Here is a 17,626-nt window from a genome sequence, read left to right on the forward strand (position 1 = left end):
GATGGATCAGCCCTTCTGAACTGGGACGGTGTCGGAGAACTGGACGACGGAGTCGGGGTCCTCGCCGCGCTCGAGGGCCCGCTGCCGGGTCCATTCGGGCGACTTCTTGCAGAAGATCTCCTGGATCACGAAGGTGACCACGAGGCCGATGACGATCGACCCGGTGACTTCGGCGTTGAAGTCGAAGGGGTTCCACACGAAGAACACGGATGCGGCGATCAGCAGGACGGTGGGAACCCAGACCACGAACCACTCCACGGCAGGCCCGCCGGGAACCCGGTAGGGGCGCGGGCGGCCGGGGTCTATACGGCGCAGCTTGCGGAAGGCCAGCATCATGACGATGTAGGGCAGCAGGAAGATCACCGAGGAGAAGGCGAACAGGTTCCAGAAGAGGTCGTCGACGGCACCGTCGGTCAGCGAGAACAGAACGGCGTAGCCGACGGTGAACACGGTGCCGACGATCGAGCACAGCATGGCCGCGCCGGTCGGTGTGCCGCGCTCGGGGTGGGTCTTGGCGAACACCTTGGGCAGGTCGCCCTGCTGAGCGGACTCCGAGGCCGCGATGTTCGCACCGATCGTCCAGGGGATGAGGCAGGCGAAGAAGCAGTACAGCGAACCGATGCCGAGCAGGGTTACCAGGACGCCGCCGCCCGGCATGCCGTCCAGACCCTTGGTGAGGGTGTCGATGAGACCGGTCGTCTCGGAGATCTTGTCCGCGGGGAGCAGCAGTTGCATGCCCACGGTGGCGAGCAGGTAGAAGCCACCGATCATGGCGCCGGCGATGGCGATCGTCTTGGGCACGTCCCGCTTGGGGTTCGCCATCTGGGTCGACGCGGACGACATCAGCTCGAAGCCCAGGAAGTTGTAGATGATGACGGGCAGAGCAAGGGTCACGGCCGAGAATCCGTCATGGGGAAGGACGGCATTCAGTGTCCAGTGCGTCGCGGAACCGTGGGCGGAAGCGTAGAACCCTCCGGCGACAGCCACGCACACAATCACCAGGACGGTGATTCCCGCGCCGATGTTCGAGACCCAAGTCCCGATGTCCAGACTGCGTGCGTTGACCAGGTAGTTGAGCCAGATCAGCACCACGGTGATCGCGACCTGCACCCAGAATTCGAGTTTTCCGTCGAAGAAGATCGAGGACAGGACACCGGAGAACATCAGATAGACGCTGGGGACCCAGAGTGCGACGTTCGCCCAGTACCACCAGGAAACGCGGCTCCCCCAGCGATTGCCGAAGGCTCTTACCACCCAGGCGTAGATACCGCCGGCGTCCGGATAGGTGGAACCGAGTTCGCTGGTGACCAGTCCGTAGGGGAGGAAGAAAATTACGATCATGACCACGGTCCAGAAGATGGCACTGGGTCCTACGGACGCCGTGACCGTCAACTGGGAGAGCAGAAGCATGGCGCACACGGAGAAAAGCACCATGTCGAACATCCGGAAACTCGGATGATTCGCGCCACCCTCGACGGTGGGTGGTTTGTCAGATTGCGCGGTCATGGCTGCTCCTTCGCTACGCATACCGCTGAATTGGCCGATGCCGTTTCCCTCCGGGGCCCGTCGAAAGGCCGGCCGAGGGGAAAGACGGAGGCTTGGTGAACCCGATTGGCCACAGCGGTCCCCTACACGCGGCCTATTGCTCTGCCGCACACAGGAAAACAGTTCCAGTGGGTGTCTCGCGATCCACTGTGTACAAATGTACGAGGTTCAGAATCGGCCACAAGGCCTGTTGGGCTCACATACCCGGGCTGTTCGGCCCCTTGGCCCGCGTCGAGGCAGGCCACTCACGCACCGCGGGCGGGGAGGGAGGGCGGTCAGGCGCGAGGAGGCATGAGTCGAAGCCCCTCGGCCTAAGTGGCGAAGGGGCCGGTCAAAGGGGTTGCGTAGGCAGCGCGAGCGGCTCGTGCGGCGGCTCACGCAGGCAGGGGGCACCGGCCGGAAACCGACGCCGACTGACAAGCCTCAGCTCGCGCAGCGGCAACAGCGTGGTGATGACGCCCGCGCGCCGCGCGTCAGGTTGCCGCAGGCCGTCAGGGCGTGCACAGCCGGGCGATGACGATCCGCAGGCGATCGGACAGATTCTCCAGGCCGAGTGTCTGGTTGGAAGCCTCTTCCAGCATCAGTCCGTCGATCAGCGTGGCCACGATCTGGACGGCGGTCTCTCGGGGAACCGTCGGATCGGTGGGCGGCAGCACACGGTCTGTCAGTACGGCGATCATCCGAGACCACGCCTGGGTCAGGTCGCGGACCGCGTGATTACGTGTAGCTTCCAAGAACATCTCGAACAGCGCCAGATCGTACAGCGGATCCGCGACGGTCTTGTCGAAGAACATCTCGGTCAGAAGGTCGACCGAGGTGTCGACCGTGAGCTCGCCGTCGAAGTCCTCCACGATCGCGGCCAGTCGTTCGGCCTCGATCTCGACCGCGTGCTCCATGGTCTTGCGCATCAGGTCGACGCGGTCCTTGAAGTAGTACGTCGTCGAGCCCAACGGAACCCCGGCGATGTCGGCCACGGCCCGATGGGTGAGCGCGCTCAACCCGCCGTTGCCGACGACCTGCACGGCCGCGTCGAGAATCTGCCGCATCCTGCGTTCACCACTGGCTCGGCGCCCACGCTCACTGCCGTGAGGTTGGGAGGAGCGCAGACCCGCCGTCGACACCTTGAGGTTGCCCCCTGACTATCAGCGATCCGGCACGCTGCCGTACTCATCAGCAAGCACTGTACTCCTCGCGACTGTGGCGACAGAGGAGCCAGGGGTCCATGACCGGGCGGGAGCGGCGCAGCAGTTACACTGTGTGACCGATCCTCCGTGTCAGTGGCCGACAGGGCGTCGCGGTAGCCACGCCGACCCTCTGACCGCTCCCGTCGCGGGCACCTGCGGCTGCTGACCGTCTGCGCACAGTGTCCGGCGCGCGCTCCGTTCACGCCGGATCGCCGTCCGGCGACCGCCGCGTCCGCGTCACCCAGTCCTCCACCGTCATGACCTCGGCCTGCTGGGGGAAGACCTTCTCCATCAGCACCCGGTGGACCTCCGGATCGGCGTCCGCACAGGCGTCCGCCAGCACGGTCAGGCCGTAGTCGAGATCGGCCGCCTGACGCAGGGTGGAGAGCACCACGCCGCTGGTCGCTATACCGGCCAGGACAAGGTGTTCGATGCCCCCTGAGCGCAGCACCATGTCCAGGTCGCTGCCGGCGAAACCGCTCACACGACGCTTGACGACCACGGGTTCCAGCGACAGAGGGGCCACCTCGGGATGAAGGGCGTTGGCGCGCTCCTCCTGGGGCGGAGCGGCGCTCCGGGCGAGGGCGCCGAACATCTTGTTGCGCGGGTTGACCTCGGCGCGGCCCGGCCGGAAGCCGACCATGACATGGACAACCGCGTGTTCCGACGCCCTCGCGGCCTCGATCGCTTTCCGCACTCGGTGAGCACCCGGTGCTGATGCTGCTGAACGATCCGGGTGACACCGAGCTGGCGGACATGCGACGCGCCGCACTTGAGGATTTCGTGCGCCTCATTCTCGCCGCCGCCTCTGCCTCTGCCTCTGCCTCCAGCGCACCGCCCAAGACCGATGCCACGAAGCAGCAGTTGCGTGCCCAGATGGTCGTCGCCCTGGGCGTCGGCATGGCGGTGCTCCGCTCCGCCGTCGCCGTCCAGCCCCTCGGTGACGCGGGGCCGGAAGACCTGGCCCCGCTGCTCCGGCTCGTACTGACGGCACTGCTGGAGGAACCACGGGACGGCTCCGGGTAGGCAACCGGCCCCCGAGACAGGTGAGTTGCCTCGTCGTTGACAGACTTGGCTAACGGGATTAGCTTTTAGCTAACAGGGTTAGCCAGACAGGGGGATGTCATGACCGACTGTCTTGCCGTCGACGGCGGCACGATCGCTTACGAGGTGACGGGGTCCGGACCGCTGATCGTTCTCGCGCACGGCATGGGCGACAGCCGCGCCGCGTACCGTGCCGTGATCCCTCAGCTGGTGGCGGCGGGATATCGGGTCGCCGCCGTCGATCTGCGAGGTTGCGGCGACTCCAGCGTCGGCTGGCCGGAATGGAGCCGCACCGCCATCGCCGGCGACCTGCTCGCCCTGGTCCGTCATCTGGGCGGCCCGGCCGTGCTCGTGGGCCACTCGGTCTCCGGCGGCGCCGCCACCATCGCCGCGGCGCGGGAGCCCTCGCTGATCACCGCGGTCGTCGAGCTGGCGCCGTTCACCCGCAAGCAGTCGATCCGCCTCGGCGACCTGCGGGTGCGGCGCTTCCGGCAGGGCATGCTGCGGCTGCTCGGGACGGGCGTGTTCGGCAGCGTGGCGCTGTGGCGCTCGTACCTCGACGTGGCGTACCCGCGGGTGAAGCCCGCCGACTGGGCCGAGCGGCTCGGCCGTATCGACTCCCTGATGCACGAGCCGGGGCGGATGAAAGCCATGCAGGGCATGGGCCACAGCGCCCCGGCCGATGCCGGCGCGCAACTCGCCCGCGTCCGCTGCCCGGTCCTGGTCGTGATGGGCACGCTCGACCCCGACTGGGCCGACCCGCACGCCGAGGGTGCGGCCGTCGTCGATGCCCTGCCGTCCGGCCTCGGCCGACTGGAGATGATCGAGGGCGCCGGGCACTACCCGCACGACCAGTTCCCCGACCAGGTGGTCTCGCTGATGCTCGGCTTTCTTCGCTCGGAGGCCGTCCGTGCCTAGGGCCGGTCTGGATCCGGCGGCCGTGGTCGCGGCCGGAGCCGCCCTCGCCGACGAGGTGGGCATCGCCCGTCTGACGATGGGTCTGCTGGCCGAGCGGGTGGGCGTGCGTACCCCGTCCCTGTACAAGCACGTGGGCGGCCAGGAAGACCTCAACCGGCGTATCGCCGCTCTGGCGTTGAGCGAGGCCGCCGACGCCGTCGGCGGCGCGGTCCGGGGCCGTGCGGGCCGCGACGCCCTGGCGGCCGCGGCGCGCGCGTTCCGCGCCTTCGTCCTGGAGCACCCCGGCCGCTACGCCGCGACGATCGGCGTGGAACCGACCGGCCCGGACGATCCGGTGGCCACCGCGGGTCAGCGGTTGCTCGACGCGTTCATGACGGTCCTGCACGGCTACGAGATCGAGGAGTCCGACGTCGACCACGCCCTGCGCATGCTCCGCAGCCTCTGCCACGGCTTCGCCACGCTCCAGGCGGCCAACGGCTTCCAGTGGAGCGCGGACATCGACGAGAGCTTCGAGTGGCTGATCGCTTTCACCGACCGGGGCCTGCGCGCCATGTGAGCAGGCCCCGGTCGGGGCGTCCGGGACACGCGGAACCCGGACACCCGGAATCCAGGTGCCCGGGCCGCGCCTGTCGTGCCGTCAGCGGGCGGCGAGGAGTTCGAGCGTGTCGACCACCCGGTTCGAGAAGCCCCACTCGTTGTCGTACCAGGCGACGACCTTGATGTGGCGGCCGTCCACCCGGGTCAGGGCGGAGTCGAAGACGGACGAGACCGGGCTGCCGGTGATGTCGGAGGACACCAGCGGGTCGTCCGAGTATTCGAGGATGCCGGCTAGCGGCCCGTCGGCCGCGGCGCGGTAGGCCGCCAGCACCTCGTCGCGGGTCACGTCGCGGGCGACGGTCGTGTTGAGCTCGACCACCGAACCCACGGGCACCGGCACACGGATCGAGTCACCCGACAGCTTGCCGTCGAGGTTCGGCAGCACCAGGCCGATCGCCTTGGCGGCGCCCGTGGTGGTCGGCACGATGTTGACGGCGGCGGCACGGGCCCGGCGGGGGTCGCGGTGCGGGCCGTCCTGGAGGTTCTGCTCCTGGGTGTAGGCGTGCACCGTGGTCATGAAGCCGTGCTCGATGCCGGCGAGGTCGTCGAGCACCGAGGCCAGCGGTGCGAGCGCGTTGGTCGTGCACGAGGCGTTCGAGACGATCGTGTGCCGCGCCGGGTCGTACGCCTCGGTGTTGACCCCGTACGCGAGGGTGACATCGGCCCCGTCGGAGGGCGCGCTGACGAGAACCTTCCGCGCGCCCGCGTCGAGGTGGGCGCGCGCCGCCTTCGCCGAGGTGAACCGGCCCGTCGCCTCAAGGGCGATCTCCACGCCGAGTTCGGCCCAGGGCAGCTGCGCGGGATCGCGCTCGGCGAGCACCTTGACGCGGTGGCCGTCCACGATCAGGTCGTCCCCGTCGACGCTCACCGGGCGGCCGAGCCGACCGGCCGTGGTGTCGAAGGCGAGCAGCCGCGCGAGCGCTGCGGGGTCGGTGAGGTCGTTCACGGCGACGACCTCCAGGCCGCTGTCACGTTCCAGAAGGGCGCGCAGAACGTTGCGTCCGATCCGGCCAAATCCGTTGATGGCTATGCGAGTCATGTGTGGTGTCCCTTCCTCTCACCACCAGCCTCCCGCTCGGCCCCTGCCGGTGACACCGGCGTGATCGCCACGGTCCGCAAGGATCGTGCCAGCCGCCTTCACGGCTACTCGCCGCGGGCGAAAGTGCGCCGGTACTCGCTCGGCGTGGTGCCCAGGACCCGCTGGAAATGCAGGCGCATGTTCGCACCGGTGCCGAGTCCGACGTCGGCCGCGATCTGCTCGACACTGCGCTCGGAACGCTCCAGCAGCTCACGCGCCCTGTCGATACGGGCGCGCATGACCCACTCCATCGGCGTGTACCCGGTGTCCTCGACGAACCGCCGCGAGAACGTACGCGCAGACACCGCCGCATGCCGGGCCAGCACCGTGAGCGTGAGCGGTTCCCCCAGCCGCCGCAGTGCCCACTCACGGGTGGCGGCGAACCGCTCACCGAGCGGCTCGGGTACGCTGCGCGGCACGTACTGCGCCTGGCCGCCGCTGCGGTAGGGCGCGGCGACCAGGCGGCGGGCGGCGTGGTTCGACGCGGCGACGCCGAGGTCGGCGCGGAGGATGTGCAGGCAGAGGTCGATGCCGGAGGCCGCGCCGGCCGAGGTGAGCACACGGCCCTCGTCGACGAACAGGACATTCTGGTCCACGCGAACGAGCGGATATTTCACCGCGAGCGCGTCCGTGTAGTGCCAGTGCGTCGTGGCACGCCTGCCGTCGAGCAGACCCGTCGCGGCGAGCGTGAAGGCACCCGTCGAGATGGCCGCGAGCCGCGCGCCCCGGTCGTGGGCCGCTGTCAGTGCGTCGAGGACGGCCTGCGCCGGGTCGTCGCGGCCGGGAAACCGGCAGCCGGGGATGAAGACGATGTCGGCCCACGCGATCGCCTCGAGGCCGTGCTCGACGTGGTACGACAGCCCGTCACCGCCCGACACGGGCCCCGGCGCCGCACCGCACACCCGCACCTCGTACGGCATGCTCGCCCGGGTCGAGAACACCTGCGCGGGGATACCGACGTCGAGGGGTTTGGCACCGTCGAGCACGAGAACGGCGACACGGCGCAGACGGGAAGGCGGCACGGGGCCACGGTACGCTCCGCTGGAAGTGCCGCGATGTGCCGCCTGTCGACTGTCGTCTGCGGCACCATCGTGGCTGGTCGCGCAGTTCCCCGCGCCCCTTTGGGGCGCTGTCGAACCGCAACGGACGCCTCGACCACGACGCGCTGCCCCCACCGGTGCAGCGGTGCCGTCGTGAGGAACCTGCCCGCCATCTCCGACTGCTTCCAGACCAGACCGGGCTCCGGCTCCCCTGCCACGGTCGCTTTCCCGTCGAGGCGCACCAGGCTCGCACCGGCCTCGGCACCATGTCGATACGGCAAATGAGTGATCTACGTGCGGCGTTGCGGCTAAGACTTGGCGGCGGTCCCTGGCCAGTGCGCGCAGAACACCAGGACTCCGATGACCGGGCCGCACCCGAATTCACACCCTCCCCGGCCGAACGGACCTGCGCGGTCTCCACTCCGGCGCAGGCGACAGGGTTTGTGCAATCGTCCAAATGCGTGAGCCGTCGAGCAGACGGTGACGGGGATCACCGGTCGCACGGCCGGACCAGGCCGCCGGGGCTTCGACCGTCGCGGCTCTAACCCGTCTGACCTGCGAAAACATGGGCCTCAAGCGAGTGTGCGGAGGTAGGCGCGAGCGGCGGGCGGGTGGGTGTACAGGCAAAGGCGGGCAGTCGAACCGGGCCTGAGCGGCCGCTCGCCTTCCGCTTCACGTCAGAATGGCTCGGATATACGTACGTACGAACGAAAGCGAAGCCGCACCATGGATCTTGGCGTCCGCTGGAAACTGCACGGCGACGGACGCACCCCCGCGCCCGGCGCGGTGGTCCGCCCCGACGAGCGCCTCTCCTGGCCTCGCACGGCTGGGCTCGGCGCGCAGCACGTGGTGGCGATGTTCGGGGCGAGTTTTGTCGCACCGGTCCTGATGGGCCTGGACCCGAACCTGGCGATCATGATGTCGGGTGTCGCGACCGTCATCTTCCTCCTCGCGACCCGCGGCCGGGTGCCCAGCTATCTCGGCTGCTCGCTCTCCTTCGTGGGCGTCGCCGCGGTCATCCGCGCGCAGGGCGGCACGAGCGCCACGGTCACCGGCGCGGTGCTCGTCGTCGGCGTCGCGCTGTTCCTGGTGGGTCTGGCCGTGCAGCGTTTCGGCGCCAGGATCATCCACATCGCGATGCCGCCGATCGTGACCGGCGCGGTCGTGATGCTGATCGGCTTCAATCTCGCCCCGGTCACCGCCGCCACCTACTGGCCGCAGGACCAGTGGACGGCCCTGCTGGTCATGCTGTTCACCGGCCTGGCGGTGGTCTGCCTGCGCGGTTTCTGGTCCCGTATCGCCATCTTCCTGGGACTGGTCTTCGGCTACGGCATCTCCTGGGCGTTCGACCTCGTCTTCGGCAAGATCCACTCGGCGGACGCCAGCGGCAAGATCACCGACCACTGGCGGCTGGACCTCTCCGGTGTCGGCCACGCCGACTGGATCGGGCTGCCGTCCTTCCACGGCCCCTCCTTCCAGTGGTCGGCGATCCTGGTCGCGCTGCCCGTCGTGATCGCCCTGGTCGCCGAGAATGCCGGACACGTCAAGGCGGTCGGCGAGATGACCGGCGACCCGCTGGACGACCAGCTGGGCACGGCGATCTCCGCCGACGGCCTCGGCTCGATCCTGTCCACGGCGGTGGGCGGTCCGCCCAACACCACCTACTCCGAGAACATCGGTGTGATGGCCGCGACCCGCGTCTACTCCACCGCCGCCTACTGGGCCGCCGCCTGCTTCGCCCTGCTGTTCGGCCTGTGCCCCAAGTTCGGCGCGGTCGTGGCGGCCATCCCGGGCGGTGTCCTCGGCGGTATCACCGTCATCCTCTACGGCATGATCGGCCTGCTCGGCGCCCAGATCTGGCTCAACGCCGACGTCGACCTGCGCAACCCGCTGAATCTGGTCCCGGCAGCCGCCGGCATCATCATCGGCGTCGGGAACGTCACGATGAAGTTCACCGACACCTTCTCCCTCAGCGGCATCGCACTCGGCACCCTGGTCGTGATCATCTGCTATCACGGCCTGCGCGCCTTCGCCCCCGCCCATCTCAAGACACAGGAGCCCCTGCTGGACGAGGGCACCAGCTCCTACGACGACACCGTCCGGCACGCCGAGTCGTAGCCGTCCGGCGGGAGGCATCCCCTCTCACCGGCACGGGGGCCACCGCCCGGATGAAGGGGAGAAACGTTCCCTTGGCCGGATCCGGCGCTGCAGGGCGGTGGCCTCCGGGGCTCATCCGGCGACGGAGACGCCTGCGTCGCCGCCGTGTCACGGGGCCGCGCCCCTCCCCTTCTCCCGCCGACAGGCGGTTGCCCGGGGGGATTCAGGTTCCCGGTTCGGTGGTCAGGCGGACGGCGCGGGCCAGGAAATGGTGCGCGGCGTCCTCGTAGCGGACCAGATCCCAGCCCGCCGCATGCAGCGCGGGCCGCAGGTTGTCCTCGGCCAGTGGGTCGTCCGGGTCGAGGGGGCGGCCGTGGCGGGCGGCACGTTCGGCGCGGCCGGAGGGGTGGAAGAGCAGCAGGACGCCGCCGGGAGCGGTCACCCTGGCCCATTCGCGCAGCGCCGTCGGCGGGTCGGGGACGTGGTTGATCAGGCCGGCGCTGAAGATGCCGTCCATGGTGCCGGAGGGCAGGGGCAGCCGGCAGGCGTCGGCCACCAGCAGCCCTGCGAGACCGGCGCGTCCTTCACTCACCGCGGCCGTCAGCATCGCCGGGGTGAGATCCGCACCGAGTACGACGCCCTCCTCGCCCACCTCGGCACGCAGCGCCGGCAGGGCGCGGCCGCTGCCGCAGCCGACGTCCAGGGCCCGCTGGCCCCGGCGCAGTCCCATTGCGGAGACGGCCGCCGCGTACACCGGGTTGTCGTCGGCGAAGCGCTGCTCCCAGGTGGCGGCGCGGGGTGTGAAGAAGGTACGGGTCATCGTCGTCGCGGCCCGTTCGGCGACCAGGGCGGCGAAGCGCGCGAAGACTCCGTCGCGGTACGGGGCCAGGGCGGCCAGCTCGGCGGAGGCGGAGGCGGCGATGTCGGGCGCCTCGTCCGGGAAGGCCGCGGCGAGGGCGTCGACGGCCGACTTGTCCACTTCCAGATGGAACCGGAGACCCCAGGCCGAGCCGCCGATCCGGAAGGCCTGGACGGGGTCCCGGTCGCAGGAAGCCAGCGGCGTGGCGCCGTGGGGCAGCTCCATGGAGTCGGTGTGCCCGTGGAAAACGCGGAGTCGCCCGGGTACATCGGTGAAGAGCGGGTCGCGGCGCGCAACCGGGGACAGGTCCACGGCACCCCAGCCGGTCTCTGCACCGCCTCCGCGATGCCCCTCCGCACCCGCCGCCACCGCGAGCAGCCGCGCACCCAGGCACACCCCGAGCACCGGCACCTCGGCCGCCAGCGCGGCCCGCAGCAGGGCGAGTTCCGCCGCGCGGCCGGGAAAGTCCTCGTGTCCGAGACAGACTGCCGTCGCCCCGCCCAGCACGACCAGGGCAGCCGTGCCGTCCAGCGTGTCCGGCACCGGGTCCCCTGCCCAGACTCGGCACGTGCGCAGCGTCAGGCCGGCTGCCTCCAGCGCGGTGCCGATGGCGTACGGGCCGTCGTACGGCGCGTTCTCCAGGACCAGGACGTCCGCCCTCGGGTCGTGGGCCGTACCGGCGGCTGTTTGGAACTGACTCACGGACCACCACCTCCTGGGTGACCGTACCCAGACACCCAGCTTCTGAAAACGCACATGCCAAGCGTGCCGAACGAAATAGCCGCTCATACGATGGCACAGACGATGTTTACCTAGCAATTGCGGTGCCACCGTGTTACTGCTGCTCAGACCGTGCGCCAAGCATCCGCCGCCGTCCCGTCGCACGGAGGAGCCTCGGCGAGCCCGGCAAGTGCAGCGGGGCCGAAGGCGCTGAACTCTCCGTCGGATTACCGCCAGCACCTCGTGCCGCGCCGCGTCACCCTCGATGGCATGAGCAATGTCTTCGAGCCACGTCCCATCACCCCCGCCGTTCTGGCGGAACTCCGCGTCCGTGACGACGCCGGGCAGCCGGCGAGCCCGTATCCGGACGAGGAGGGCGGAGCCCCGCTGCGCTGCTGCCTGAGGCGCAGCAGCGTGGGCGAGCGGATCGCCCTGGTGTCGTACGCCCCGTTGCGCCGCTGGGCGGCGGAGACGGGTGCCGAGCCGGGCGCGTACGACGAGCAGGGCCCCGTGTTCATCCACGCCGAGGACTGCGGCGGACCGGCCCCGGACCGGACCGGCTACCCCGGGGCCCGTCCCGGCACCCTGCGCGTCTTCCGGCGTTACGACGAGCGGGGGCACATCACGGGCGGCCAGGTGGTGGAGTTCCCCGAGGACGCCGACGCGGCCTTCGAGCGTGCCCTCACCGAGGCCTTCGCGCACCCGGACACCGTCCAGGTCCATGTGCGCGCCGCCGAGTACGGCTGCTATCTCTTCCGTGTGGACCGGGCCTGACGGGCCGCCGTCCGCCAGGTCCGCGGGCTTCGGCGTTCCGGGCGTGTCCCCCGCATGCAGTGGCCTCTACGTCAGCGCGGCCAGCGCGGTGCGGAGTTCGGCGAACGTCTGGCGGGTGAGATCGGTCAGGGCGTGGTCGTCGGACGGGTCGGACCACTCGTCGTACGCCTGATAGAAGGCGCGGACGCCCAGTTCGGCGGCGAGGCTCGCTGCCGGTTCGGTCACCCCGTGCTTCTGGAGCCCCTCCGCCACGGCTGCCGCCAGTCCGGCGCGCTTCAGGGCCGCTCGCTCCTGGAGTTCCCGGTGGCCCGCTATGACAGGGCGCAGTCTGGCGCTGAACTCTCGGCGGTCGTCGGTGAAGGTGTCCGCCAGAGCGTCCAGGGCCGCTCCGACCGTATCGAGCGGGGTGGCTGCATCAGGTACCGCGTCGATCGCTTCGATGATGAGCCGGGTGTGCAACTCCTGCCCCGCGAACAGCACTTCGCGCTTGTCCGGGAAGTGCCGGAAGAACGTGGTCCTGGTCAGCCCTGCCCGATCGGCTATCTGGCTGACCGTGGTGGCGTCGTAGCCCTGTTCCACGAACAGGTCGAGTGCGGCGCGCACCAGCCGTATCCGCGCGTTCGGTTCCCATCGAGCCATGAGGACAGCATAGGTGATGTGACTCAGTACCGTCACTTGGACTATAGTGACGGTACTGAGTCACATCACTCCGCCCGTGCGGAGCCTCTCATCTCAGGGAGCTACTGATGCGTGTATTCGTCACCGGCGCCGGCGGCCACATCGGATCCGCCCTGGTGCCCGAACTCATCGGGGCCGGACACAAGGTCACCGGTCTGGCGCGGTCCGACGCCTCGGCCGCCGCCGTGCAGAGCCTCGGCGCCGAGGTCGCCCGGGGCACCCTCGCCGACCTGGACATGCTGCGCGCCGCCGCAGCGGACGCGGACGCCGTCGTCCATCTCGCGTTCGACCATGCCTCCATAGCCGCCGGAGCCTTCGCCGAGGCGGCGGCCGCCGATCTGACCGTGGTGCGGGCGCTGGGCGAGACCCTCGCCGGCACCGGCAAGGCCCTCGTCGGTGTCGGCATGACCCGGACCGGCGACCCGCGGCGCGACGCCGCCATCGACGCCAACCCCCGCTCCGCCGTCTGGCAGACGCTCGCCGGATTCACCGGACACGGGGTACGGACCGTCCTCGTCGGCGTCCCGTCGGTCACGCACAGCGCGCGCGACACGGCCGGCTTCGTCCCGCGGCTGATCCGGATCGCCCGCGCCACGGGAGTGTCCGGCTACGTCGACGACGGCGCCAACCGCTGGCCCGCCGGCCATACCCTGGACGTGGCGCGCCTCTTCCGGCTGGCCCTGGAGAAGGGTCCGGCCGGATCACAGCTGTTCGCCGCGGCCGAAGAGGGCATCCCGGTACGGGAGATCGCCGAGACCATCGGCCGCCATCTCGGCGTTCCGGCCGTGAGTGTCCCGACCGGGCGGGCCGCCGAGCACTTCGAGGGCTTCCCGTTCATCACGCTGGACATCACGATGCCCGACGCGGGAACCCGGGAACTGCTGGGCTGGGAACCGGTCCACCCCGGGCTGATCGCCGACCTCGACGAGGGGCACTACTTCGCCGCCGGGTGACCTCCAGCCGGCCCGACCATGGAATCCCCGTGCGCTCCCTGTGCGAATGATCTAATGTCGCGCTGGTCCAAAAAGGAGGGGTGGATTCGGTGAGGCGTGGGGGGCGTGTCGCTGTGGTGTGCGCAGCGGCGGTTCTGGGGCTTGTGGCGTGCGGTCGACAGTATTCCGGGTATTCCGGTGCGCGGGCAGATGGCCCCTACGAAAGCGTGGAGGAACTGCCGGAGCGGCTCGCTGCCGACGGGACGACCATCACGGTCGGCGATCCGCACGCGACCATGACCGTGCATCTGTACGAGGATCCACGGTGCCCGGTCTGCAAGGAGTTCGAGTCCACCGGTGCCCCCGCGCTGGAGGACGCGAACCTGCGGCGGGACACCAGGACGGAGTACACCATGGCCTCCTTCCTCGACGACCGGCTCGGCGGCAGCGGGTCCCGGAAGGCGGTCAACGCACTGCGTGCGGCGCTGAAGGAAGGGAAGTTCACCGAGTACCACGCCGTGCTGTACGCGCACCAGCCCGAGGAGAGCGAGGACGGCTTCACCGACACCTACCTGCTGAAGCTCGCCGGCCAGGTCAAGGGGTTGCGCGGCCCGGACTTCGACGCGGCCGTGAAGTCCATGAAGTACCGCGACTTCGTGTCCACCTCCGAGCAGGCCTACGAGCGTGCCGGAGGAAGCGCGGCCCCGCACGGCTGGGGCACCCCGACCGCCGTGATCAACGGCAAACGCATACCCGTCGACTACAGCGGCATACTCTACGACCGGAAGCGCTTCGACGCGATATTGAGGGGGGTCCACGAAGACCCGGAGACGTGGAAAGACATGCAACTGCCCACCGCGCCGGAACAGTGACGTAACCGGTTATTCGGTTGCCGCGAGGACGGTGGGCGCGGCGAGAATGCGGCCATGGACAGTGCAATGGGCAGTGCAATGGGCAGTGCATCGGATGCAGTGCGGCAGGCGATCGCCGGTGAGTTGCAGCTCATGGACCCCGACGTCCGTCGATCTCGGGAGCGGGCCGCCCGGCTTCTGGATCCGGAGTTCGTGGAGGTGGGTGCGTCGGGGAGACGGTGGACCCGTGAGGAGATGCTCGACGAACTGTTCGGCCATGCAGGCAGTTCGGAGGACGGGCCTCACTACGAGCCCCCAGAGATCTCCGGGGTGCTGCTCGCGCCGGGGCTGGTGCACCTGACCTTCGAGGTCCGGCGCGGCGAGCATCGGACGAGGCGCAGCTCGATCTGGCGCAAGGGCGACGCGGACACGGGCTGGCGGATGTACTACCACCAGGGCACGGTGGTGCCGCCCGGCATGGCGTAGGACCCGCCCACGTCAGCGCGGAGTACGTCTCCTCCGGATGATCAAGGGTTCAGTTCCCTGGGCTCGTCGTGGAGCCGTCGCTCCGTCGTCGCTCTTCGCTCACCTCAGGTGGGGTGGCCGGTGGGTGTGCGGTCGTCGCCCGTTCGTGGTGCAGCGTGGTGATGATCCCGCGTGCCTGCAGCGGGTCCGCGGGCAGGACGTGCGAGGCGAACCAGCGGGCAGGCGCGGGGTCCGGGGACGGTTCCACGAACTCCGCTCCCGCGTAGTCGTCGAGCGGCGGATCGTAGACGTAGCCGCAGACCACTCCGTAGCGGACCAGCCGGTTCACGAGGGTGTCGCGGTCCTCCACGAGGAGCGGGACACGGAAGAGGGGCAGGGGGCCCTCGTGGGCCGTACGGTCCCGAACCGGTGGGGGCGCCCACTTGGTGGCCGACAGCAGGGACACTCCTGGCCTGCGGCGAGCAAGGTCGTAGTCGAGACCGGACATGCGCAACGACAACTGGGCGCGGAACAGGGCGCCTTGGCTACGGCGGTAGTCGTGCAGGTCAACTCGGACCCAGGGGTTGTACGCCGTCAGGTCCGGGGCCCTGCGCGAACAGGCCGACAGCCTGGGTGCGTTCAGCGGCATCCGGTACGCCTCGCGCTCCAGCAGGCCCAGTTGCCGCATCGTGCGCCACACCGGTCGTACGAGATGGAGGGTGCGGACCGAGGAGCGGGCCAACGGCTTCAGAGCGGCGGCCAGTTCGCCGCGCAGTCGGCGTGGGGCCAGGAGGTCGTCGCGCAGCCGTTCCAGCTCCCTTCTGGTGCGGGGGTTCTCGACGGCGAGGAACCCGCCGGACATCGCGGCCACGTGCTTGGAGAGACTGAACACCGCCGCCGTTCCGAAACTGCCGACCGGCTGTCCGGACACATGCGAGCCGATGGCGTGCGCCGCGTCCTCGATCAGCGGGATCCCCAACTGGTCGCAACGGGAGGCCAGTTCCTCCATCCGGTCCGGATTTCCGTACAGGTTCGAGGTCAGTACGGCGTCCACGCCGCGCCAGTCGGCCTCGGGAACGGCTGACGGATCGATGTTGCCGTCCCACACGCTCACCGGAGCCATGACCGGGCGCAGTCCCGCGGCGAGGACGACGAAGAGGATCACGTCGTCGGTCACCGGTGACATCAGCAGCCGTGCGCCGGGGCGGCACCAGCGCCGTAACGCCAGATAGAGGGCCAGGCGGGCCGACGGAGTGTAGACGCACTCGCGGCCCAGCCGCCGTGCCATGGTCGCCGCCAGACGTGAGCCGTAGGGCATGGTCGCCTTCCTCCTGCGGAGTGCTGCGGAGTGCTGCGAAGTCCAGGGAGCGAAGTCCAGAGAGCGGAGTCCAGGGAGCGGCGCCCCCTGCGTCAGCGGTCGCGAGGGCCGCGGCCCGGGCCCGTCGGGCCGGAGGTACGGAGCCGTCCGGCGGTCTTCAGCAGGCGGTCGGCCGGCTCGCGCAGCCGGGGATGCGCGAGGACCGTCGTCCGCACGCCGCGTGCCGAACCGCGCCACAGCCGGTACGCCGCCGCCACCGGGCGGGGCCGGGTCACGAACCCTTCGCCCACCCGCAGTTCACGGGTCTTGAGCCAGTCCTTGTACTCCATGTCCCCGCGCCCCAGGTCGACATGGCGCACCCCGGCCCGGCCGGCCGCCTGCGCCATCCGCAGATGCATGATCAACCCCGGAGAATAGCGCCTGAATTCGGGGTCGTACGCCGGGAACCAGGCCGCGAGCACGGTGCGCGACCTCGGCCCGAAGTGCGCGGCGACCGGCCGGTCCCCCGCGTACAGGACGGACAGCACCCCGGTGAAGTGCTCGTCCCGGGTGCGGAACAGGTCGTCGACCAGGTCCACGATCCACGGCCGCGCGAACCGGTCCATCCGTCCCGTCCTGCGGTACTGGTCCGACTTCCACCGCATGAGCCGGCGCAGCATCCGTGGGTCCCGCTCGTCGAACACGAACCGGACCTCGCCCACCTCGCGGCCCAGCCGACGCTCCTTCGCCAGGGTGGTCCTGGTCCGCCGCGGGGCCATCTCGCGCAGCCGCTCCAGATACCCGTTCCCGAGGTCATCCGGCTCCCCGAAGTCGCCCAGGTCGATCACCGGCGAGGCGAACCACCCCCGGGCGTACCGGTCGAACGGCTTCTGCTGCTCCACCAGATGGTCGAACTCGAACACCGACAGACCGCAGGCCCGCAGCAGATCACCGGCCTCCCAGGTCACCCCGGGCAGATGCACCAGCGCCTGGCAGTCGGACAGGCCGAGACCGATGGCGCGGCCCACGCCGAGCGCATGACGGCGGTAGGGGAGGAAGCCGACGGGCTCCCCGTCCTCGCGCAGGACCGCGACCCGCGAACCGCTGCGGCAGCGGGCGACGGCCGTCGCGAACTGCGGTGCCAGAAAAGGGTTCGCGTACTCGGGTGACTCGTCCGTGGTGCGGTGCCACGCCGTGCGCAGCGACGGGCTCAGCCCGTCGAGTCCGTGCACCGTGATGTCCATCCCGGTTTCCCCCGCCCTCCCGTGGTCTCGGTGCGGACGCGCCGGCCGGCAAGGCCAACGCCAGCATGCTGACGCCGCGGACCGGTCCGCCTGGGCCGAACAGGCCCCTCGCCCGGGCCCTTTGGCCCTCCCCCCGGCGTCCGCCCGGTGGGCCGGTCGAGTGACGGAGGGGGCGGCTGCCTCGGTGAGCTTCCGCCATACGGAGGACCGGGCGAGTGGTGCGCGTCCGGGCAGCGGCCGGTGTGCTGATGATGGTCGCGTCTTCGCGCCGTCCGCAGTTCCCCAGCCCGGGTCAGCCGGGTT

General features: G+C 70.1%; 17 protein-coding genes. 8 read left to right on the forward strand and 9 right to left on the reverse strand.

The window, feature by feature from the left end:
- Positions 1-6: 6 nt before the first annotated feature.
- From ACSYGN_RS01750 to ACSYGN_RS01760, 3 genes are all read right to left on the reverse strand, one after another.
- Entirely contained in the window at positions 7-1,506 is a 1,500-nt protein-coding gene (locus ACSYGN_RS01750; RefSeq protein WP_460391063.1) for an APC family permease, read from the reverse strand.
- Between the two features lie 530 nt (positions 1,507-2,036).
- Positions 2,037-2,591 carry a TetR/AcrR family transcriptional regulator gene (locus ACSYGN_RS01755; protein WP_460391065.1) on the reverse strand — a complete coding sequence of 185 codons (555 nt, stop codon included), beginning with the start codon at positions 2,589-2,591 and terminating at the stop codon, positions 2,037-2,039.
- Between the two features lie 337 nt (positions 2,592-2,928).
- A complete protein-coding gene (locus ACSYGN_RS01760; protein ID WP_460391067.1) occupies positions 2,929-3,426 on the reverse strand; it encodes a cysteine hydrolase family protein in 498 nt (165 codons plus the stop codon).
- 20 nt (positions 3,427-3,446) lie between these two features.
- Between ACSYGN_RS01760 and ACSYGN_RS01765 the strand changes: the two genes are divergently transcribed.
- The 3 genes from ACSYGN_RS01765 (at position 3,447) to ACSYGN_RS01775 (ending at position 5,247) form a co-directional block, all read left to right on the forward strand.
- On the forward strand, positions 3,447-3,755 hold the full coding sequence (locus tag ACSYGN_RS01765; protein WP_460391069.1) for a TetR/AcrR family transcriptional regulator: 309 nt from the start codon (positions 3,447-3,449) through the stop codon (positions 3,753-3,755).
- A gap of 99 nt (positions 3,756-3,854) precedes the next feature.
- Positions 3,855-4,691, forward strand: a complete 837-nt coding sequence (locus ACSYGN_RS01770; protein WP_460391071.1) for an alpha/beta fold hydrolase — start codon at positions 3,855-3,857, stop codon at positions 4,689-4,691.
- Positions 4,692-4,713: 22 nt separating this feature from the next.
- Positions 4,714-5,247 carry a TetR/AcrR family transcriptional regulator gene (locus tag ACSYGN_RS01775; protein ID WP_460403165.1) on the forward strand — a complete coding sequence of 178 codons (534 nt, stop codon included), beginning with the start codon at positions 4,714-4,716 and terminating at the stop codon, positions 5,245-5,247.
- A gap of 81 nt (positions 5,248-5,328) precedes the next feature.
- On the opposite strand, the gene gap is transcribed toward ACSYGN_RS01775, so the two are convergent.
- Together gap and ACSYGN_RS01785 are read right to left on the reverse strand one after the other, a co-directional pair.
- Positions 5,329-6,327, reverse strand: a complete 999-nt coding sequence (gene gap / locus ACSYGN_RS01780) for a type I glyceraldehyde-3-phosphate dehydrogenase (protein ID WP_460391073.1) — start codon at positions 6,325-6,327, stop codon at positions 5,329-5,331.
- A 104-nt stretch (positions 6,328-6,431) separates the two neighbouring features.
- Positions 6,432-7,388 (reverse strand): GlxA family transcriptional regulator, encoded by a 957-nt coding sequence (locus ACSYGN_RS01785; protein ID WP_460391075.1) that lies wholly within the window; start codon positions 7,386-7,388, stop codon positions 6,432-6,434.
- A gap of 744 nt (positions 7,389-8,132) precedes the next feature.
- Here ACSYGN_RS01785 and ACSYGN_RS01790 point away from each other — a divergent pair.
- Positions 8,133-9,524, forward strand: coding sequence for a uracil-xanthine permease family protein (locus ACSYGN_RS01790; protein WP_460391077.1), 1,392 nt, complete (start codon positions 8,133-8,135; stop codon positions 9,522-9,524).
- Positions 9,525-9,726: 202 nt separating this feature from the next.
- Here the strand turns inward: ACSYGN_RS01790 and ACSYGN_RS01795 are convergent, their stop codons facing one another.
- Complete coding sequence (locus tag ACSYGN_RS01795; RefSeq protein WP_460391079.1) at positions 9,727-11,064, reverse strand: methyltransferase domain-containing protein; 1,338 nt, start codon at positions 11,062-11,064, stop codon at positions 9,727-9,729.
- A gap of 288 nt (positions 11,065-11,352) precedes the next feature.
- On the opposite strand from ACSYGN_RS01795, the gene ACSYGN_RS01800 reads away from it, so the two are divergent.
- Positions 11,353-11,856 (forward strand): DUF1203 domain-containing protein, encoded by a 504-nt coding sequence (locus ACSYGN_RS01800; RefSeq protein WP_460391081.1) that lies wholly within the window; start codon positions 11,353-11,355, stop codon positions 11,854-11,856.
- Positions 11,857-11,922: 66 nt separating this feature from the next.
- Here ACSYGN_RS01800 and ACSYGN_RS01805 read toward each other — a convergent pair whose 3' ends face one another.
- On the reverse strand, positions 11,923-12,495 hold the full coding sequence (locus ACSYGN_RS01805) for a TetR/AcrR family transcriptional regulator (protein WP_460391083.1): 573 nt from the start codon (positions 12,493-12,495) through the stop codon (positions 11,923-11,925).
- Between the two features lie 107 nt (positions 12,496-12,602).
- On the opposite strand from ACSYGN_RS01805, the gene ACSYGN_RS01810 reads away from it, so the two are divergent.
- The 3 genes from ACSYGN_RS01810 to ACSYGN_RS01820 all read left to right on the forward strand — a co-directional run bounded on the left by ACSYGN_RS01810 (position 12,603) and on the right by ACSYGN_RS01820 (position 14,803).
- Positions 12,603-13,487 carry an NAD-dependent epimerase/dehydratase family protein gene (locus ACSYGN_RS01810; RefSeq protein ID WP_460391085.1) on the forward strand — a complete coding sequence of 295 codons (885 nt, stop codon included), beginning with the start codon at positions 12,603-12,605 and terminating at the stop codon, positions 13,485-13,487.
- 206 nt (positions 13,488-13,693) lie between these two features.
- Positions 13,694-14,338, forward strand: coding sequence for a DsbA family protein (locus tag ACSYGN_RS01815; RefSeq protein WP_460391088.1), 645 nt, complete (start codon positions 13,694-13,696; stop codon positions 14,336-14,338).
- 54 nt (positions 14,339-14,392) lie between these two features.
- Positions 14,393-14,803 carry a nuclear transport factor 2 family protein gene (locus tag ACSYGN_RS01820; RefSeq protein WP_460391090.1) on the forward strand — a complete coding sequence of 137 codons (411 nt, stop codon included), beginning with the start codon at positions 14,393-14,395 and terminating at the stop codon, positions 14,801-14,803.
- 49 nt (positions 14,804-14,852) lie between these two features.
- On the opposite strand, the gene ACSYGN_RS01825 is transcribed toward ACSYGN_RS01820, so the two are convergent.
- Positions 14,853-16,100 carry a DegT/DnrJ/EryC1/StrS family aminotransferase gene (locus tag ACSYGN_RS01825; protein WP_460391092.1) on the reverse strand — a complete coding sequence of 416 codons (1,248 nt, stop codon included), beginning with the start codon at positions 16,098-16,100 and terminating at the stop codon, positions 14,853-14,855.
- Positions 16,101-16,192: 92 nt separating this feature from the next.
- A complete protein-coding gene (locus ACSYGN_RS01830; protein WP_460391093.1) occupies positions 16,193-17,323 on the reverse strand; it encodes a GNAT family N-acetyltransferase in 1,131 nt (376 codons plus the stop codon).
- Positions 17,324-17,626 lie beyond the last annotated feature (303 nt).

This window comes from Streptomyces sp. YIM S03343 (assembly GCF_054729195.1).

Bases quoted from the DNA above. Each gene is read 5' to 3' on its own strand.
- ACSYGN_RS01750 (WP_460391063.1), bottom strand. From the start codon at position 1,506: ATGACCGCGCAATCTGACAAACCACCCACCGTCGAGGGTGGCGCGAAT.
- ACSYGN_RS01755 (WP_460391065.1), bottom strand. From the start codon at position 2,591: ATGCGGCAGATTCTCGACGCGGCCGTGCAGGTCGTCGGCAACGGCGGG.
- ACSYGN_RS01765 (WP_460391069.1), top strand. From the start codon at position 3,447: ATGCTGCTGAACGATCCGGGTGACACCGAGCTGGCGGACATGCGACGC.
- ACSYGN_RS01770 (WP_460391071.1), top strand. From the start codon at position 3,855: ATGACCGACTGTCTTGCCGTCGACGGCGGCACGATCGCTTACGAGGTG.
- gap (WP_460391073.1), bottom strand. From the start codon at position 6,327: ATGACTCGCATAGCCATCAACGGATTTGGCCGGATCGGACGCAACGTT.
- ACSYGN_RS01790 (WP_460391077.1), top strand. From the start codon at position 8,133: ATGGATCTTGGCGTCCGCTGGAAACTGCACGGCGACGGACGCACCCCC.
- ACSYGN_RS01800 (WP_460391081.1), top strand. From the start codon at position 11,353: ATGAGCAATGTCTTCGAGCCACGTCCCATCACCCCCGCCGTTCTGGCG.
- ACSYGN_RS01805 (WP_460391083.1), bottom strand. From the start codon at position 12,495: ATGGCTCGATGGGAACCGAACGCGCGGATACGGCTGGTGCGCGCCGCA.
- ACSYGN_RS01810 (WP_460391085.1), top strand. From the start codon at position 12,603: ATGCGTGTATTCGTCACCGGCGCCGGCGGCCACATCGGATCCGCCCTG.
- ACSYGN_RS01820 (WP_460391090.1), top strand. From the start codon at position 14,393: ATGGACAGTGCAATGGGCAGTGCAATGGGCAGTGCATCGGATGCAGTG.
- ACSYGN_RS01825 (WP_460391092.1), bottom strand. From the start codon at position 16,100: ATGCCCTACGGCTCACGTCTGGCGGCGACCATGGCACGGCGGCTGGGC.
- ACSYGN_RS01830 (WP_460391093.1), bottom strand. From the start codon at position 17,323: ATGGACATCACGGTGCACGGACTCGACGGGCTGAGCCCGTCGCTGCGC.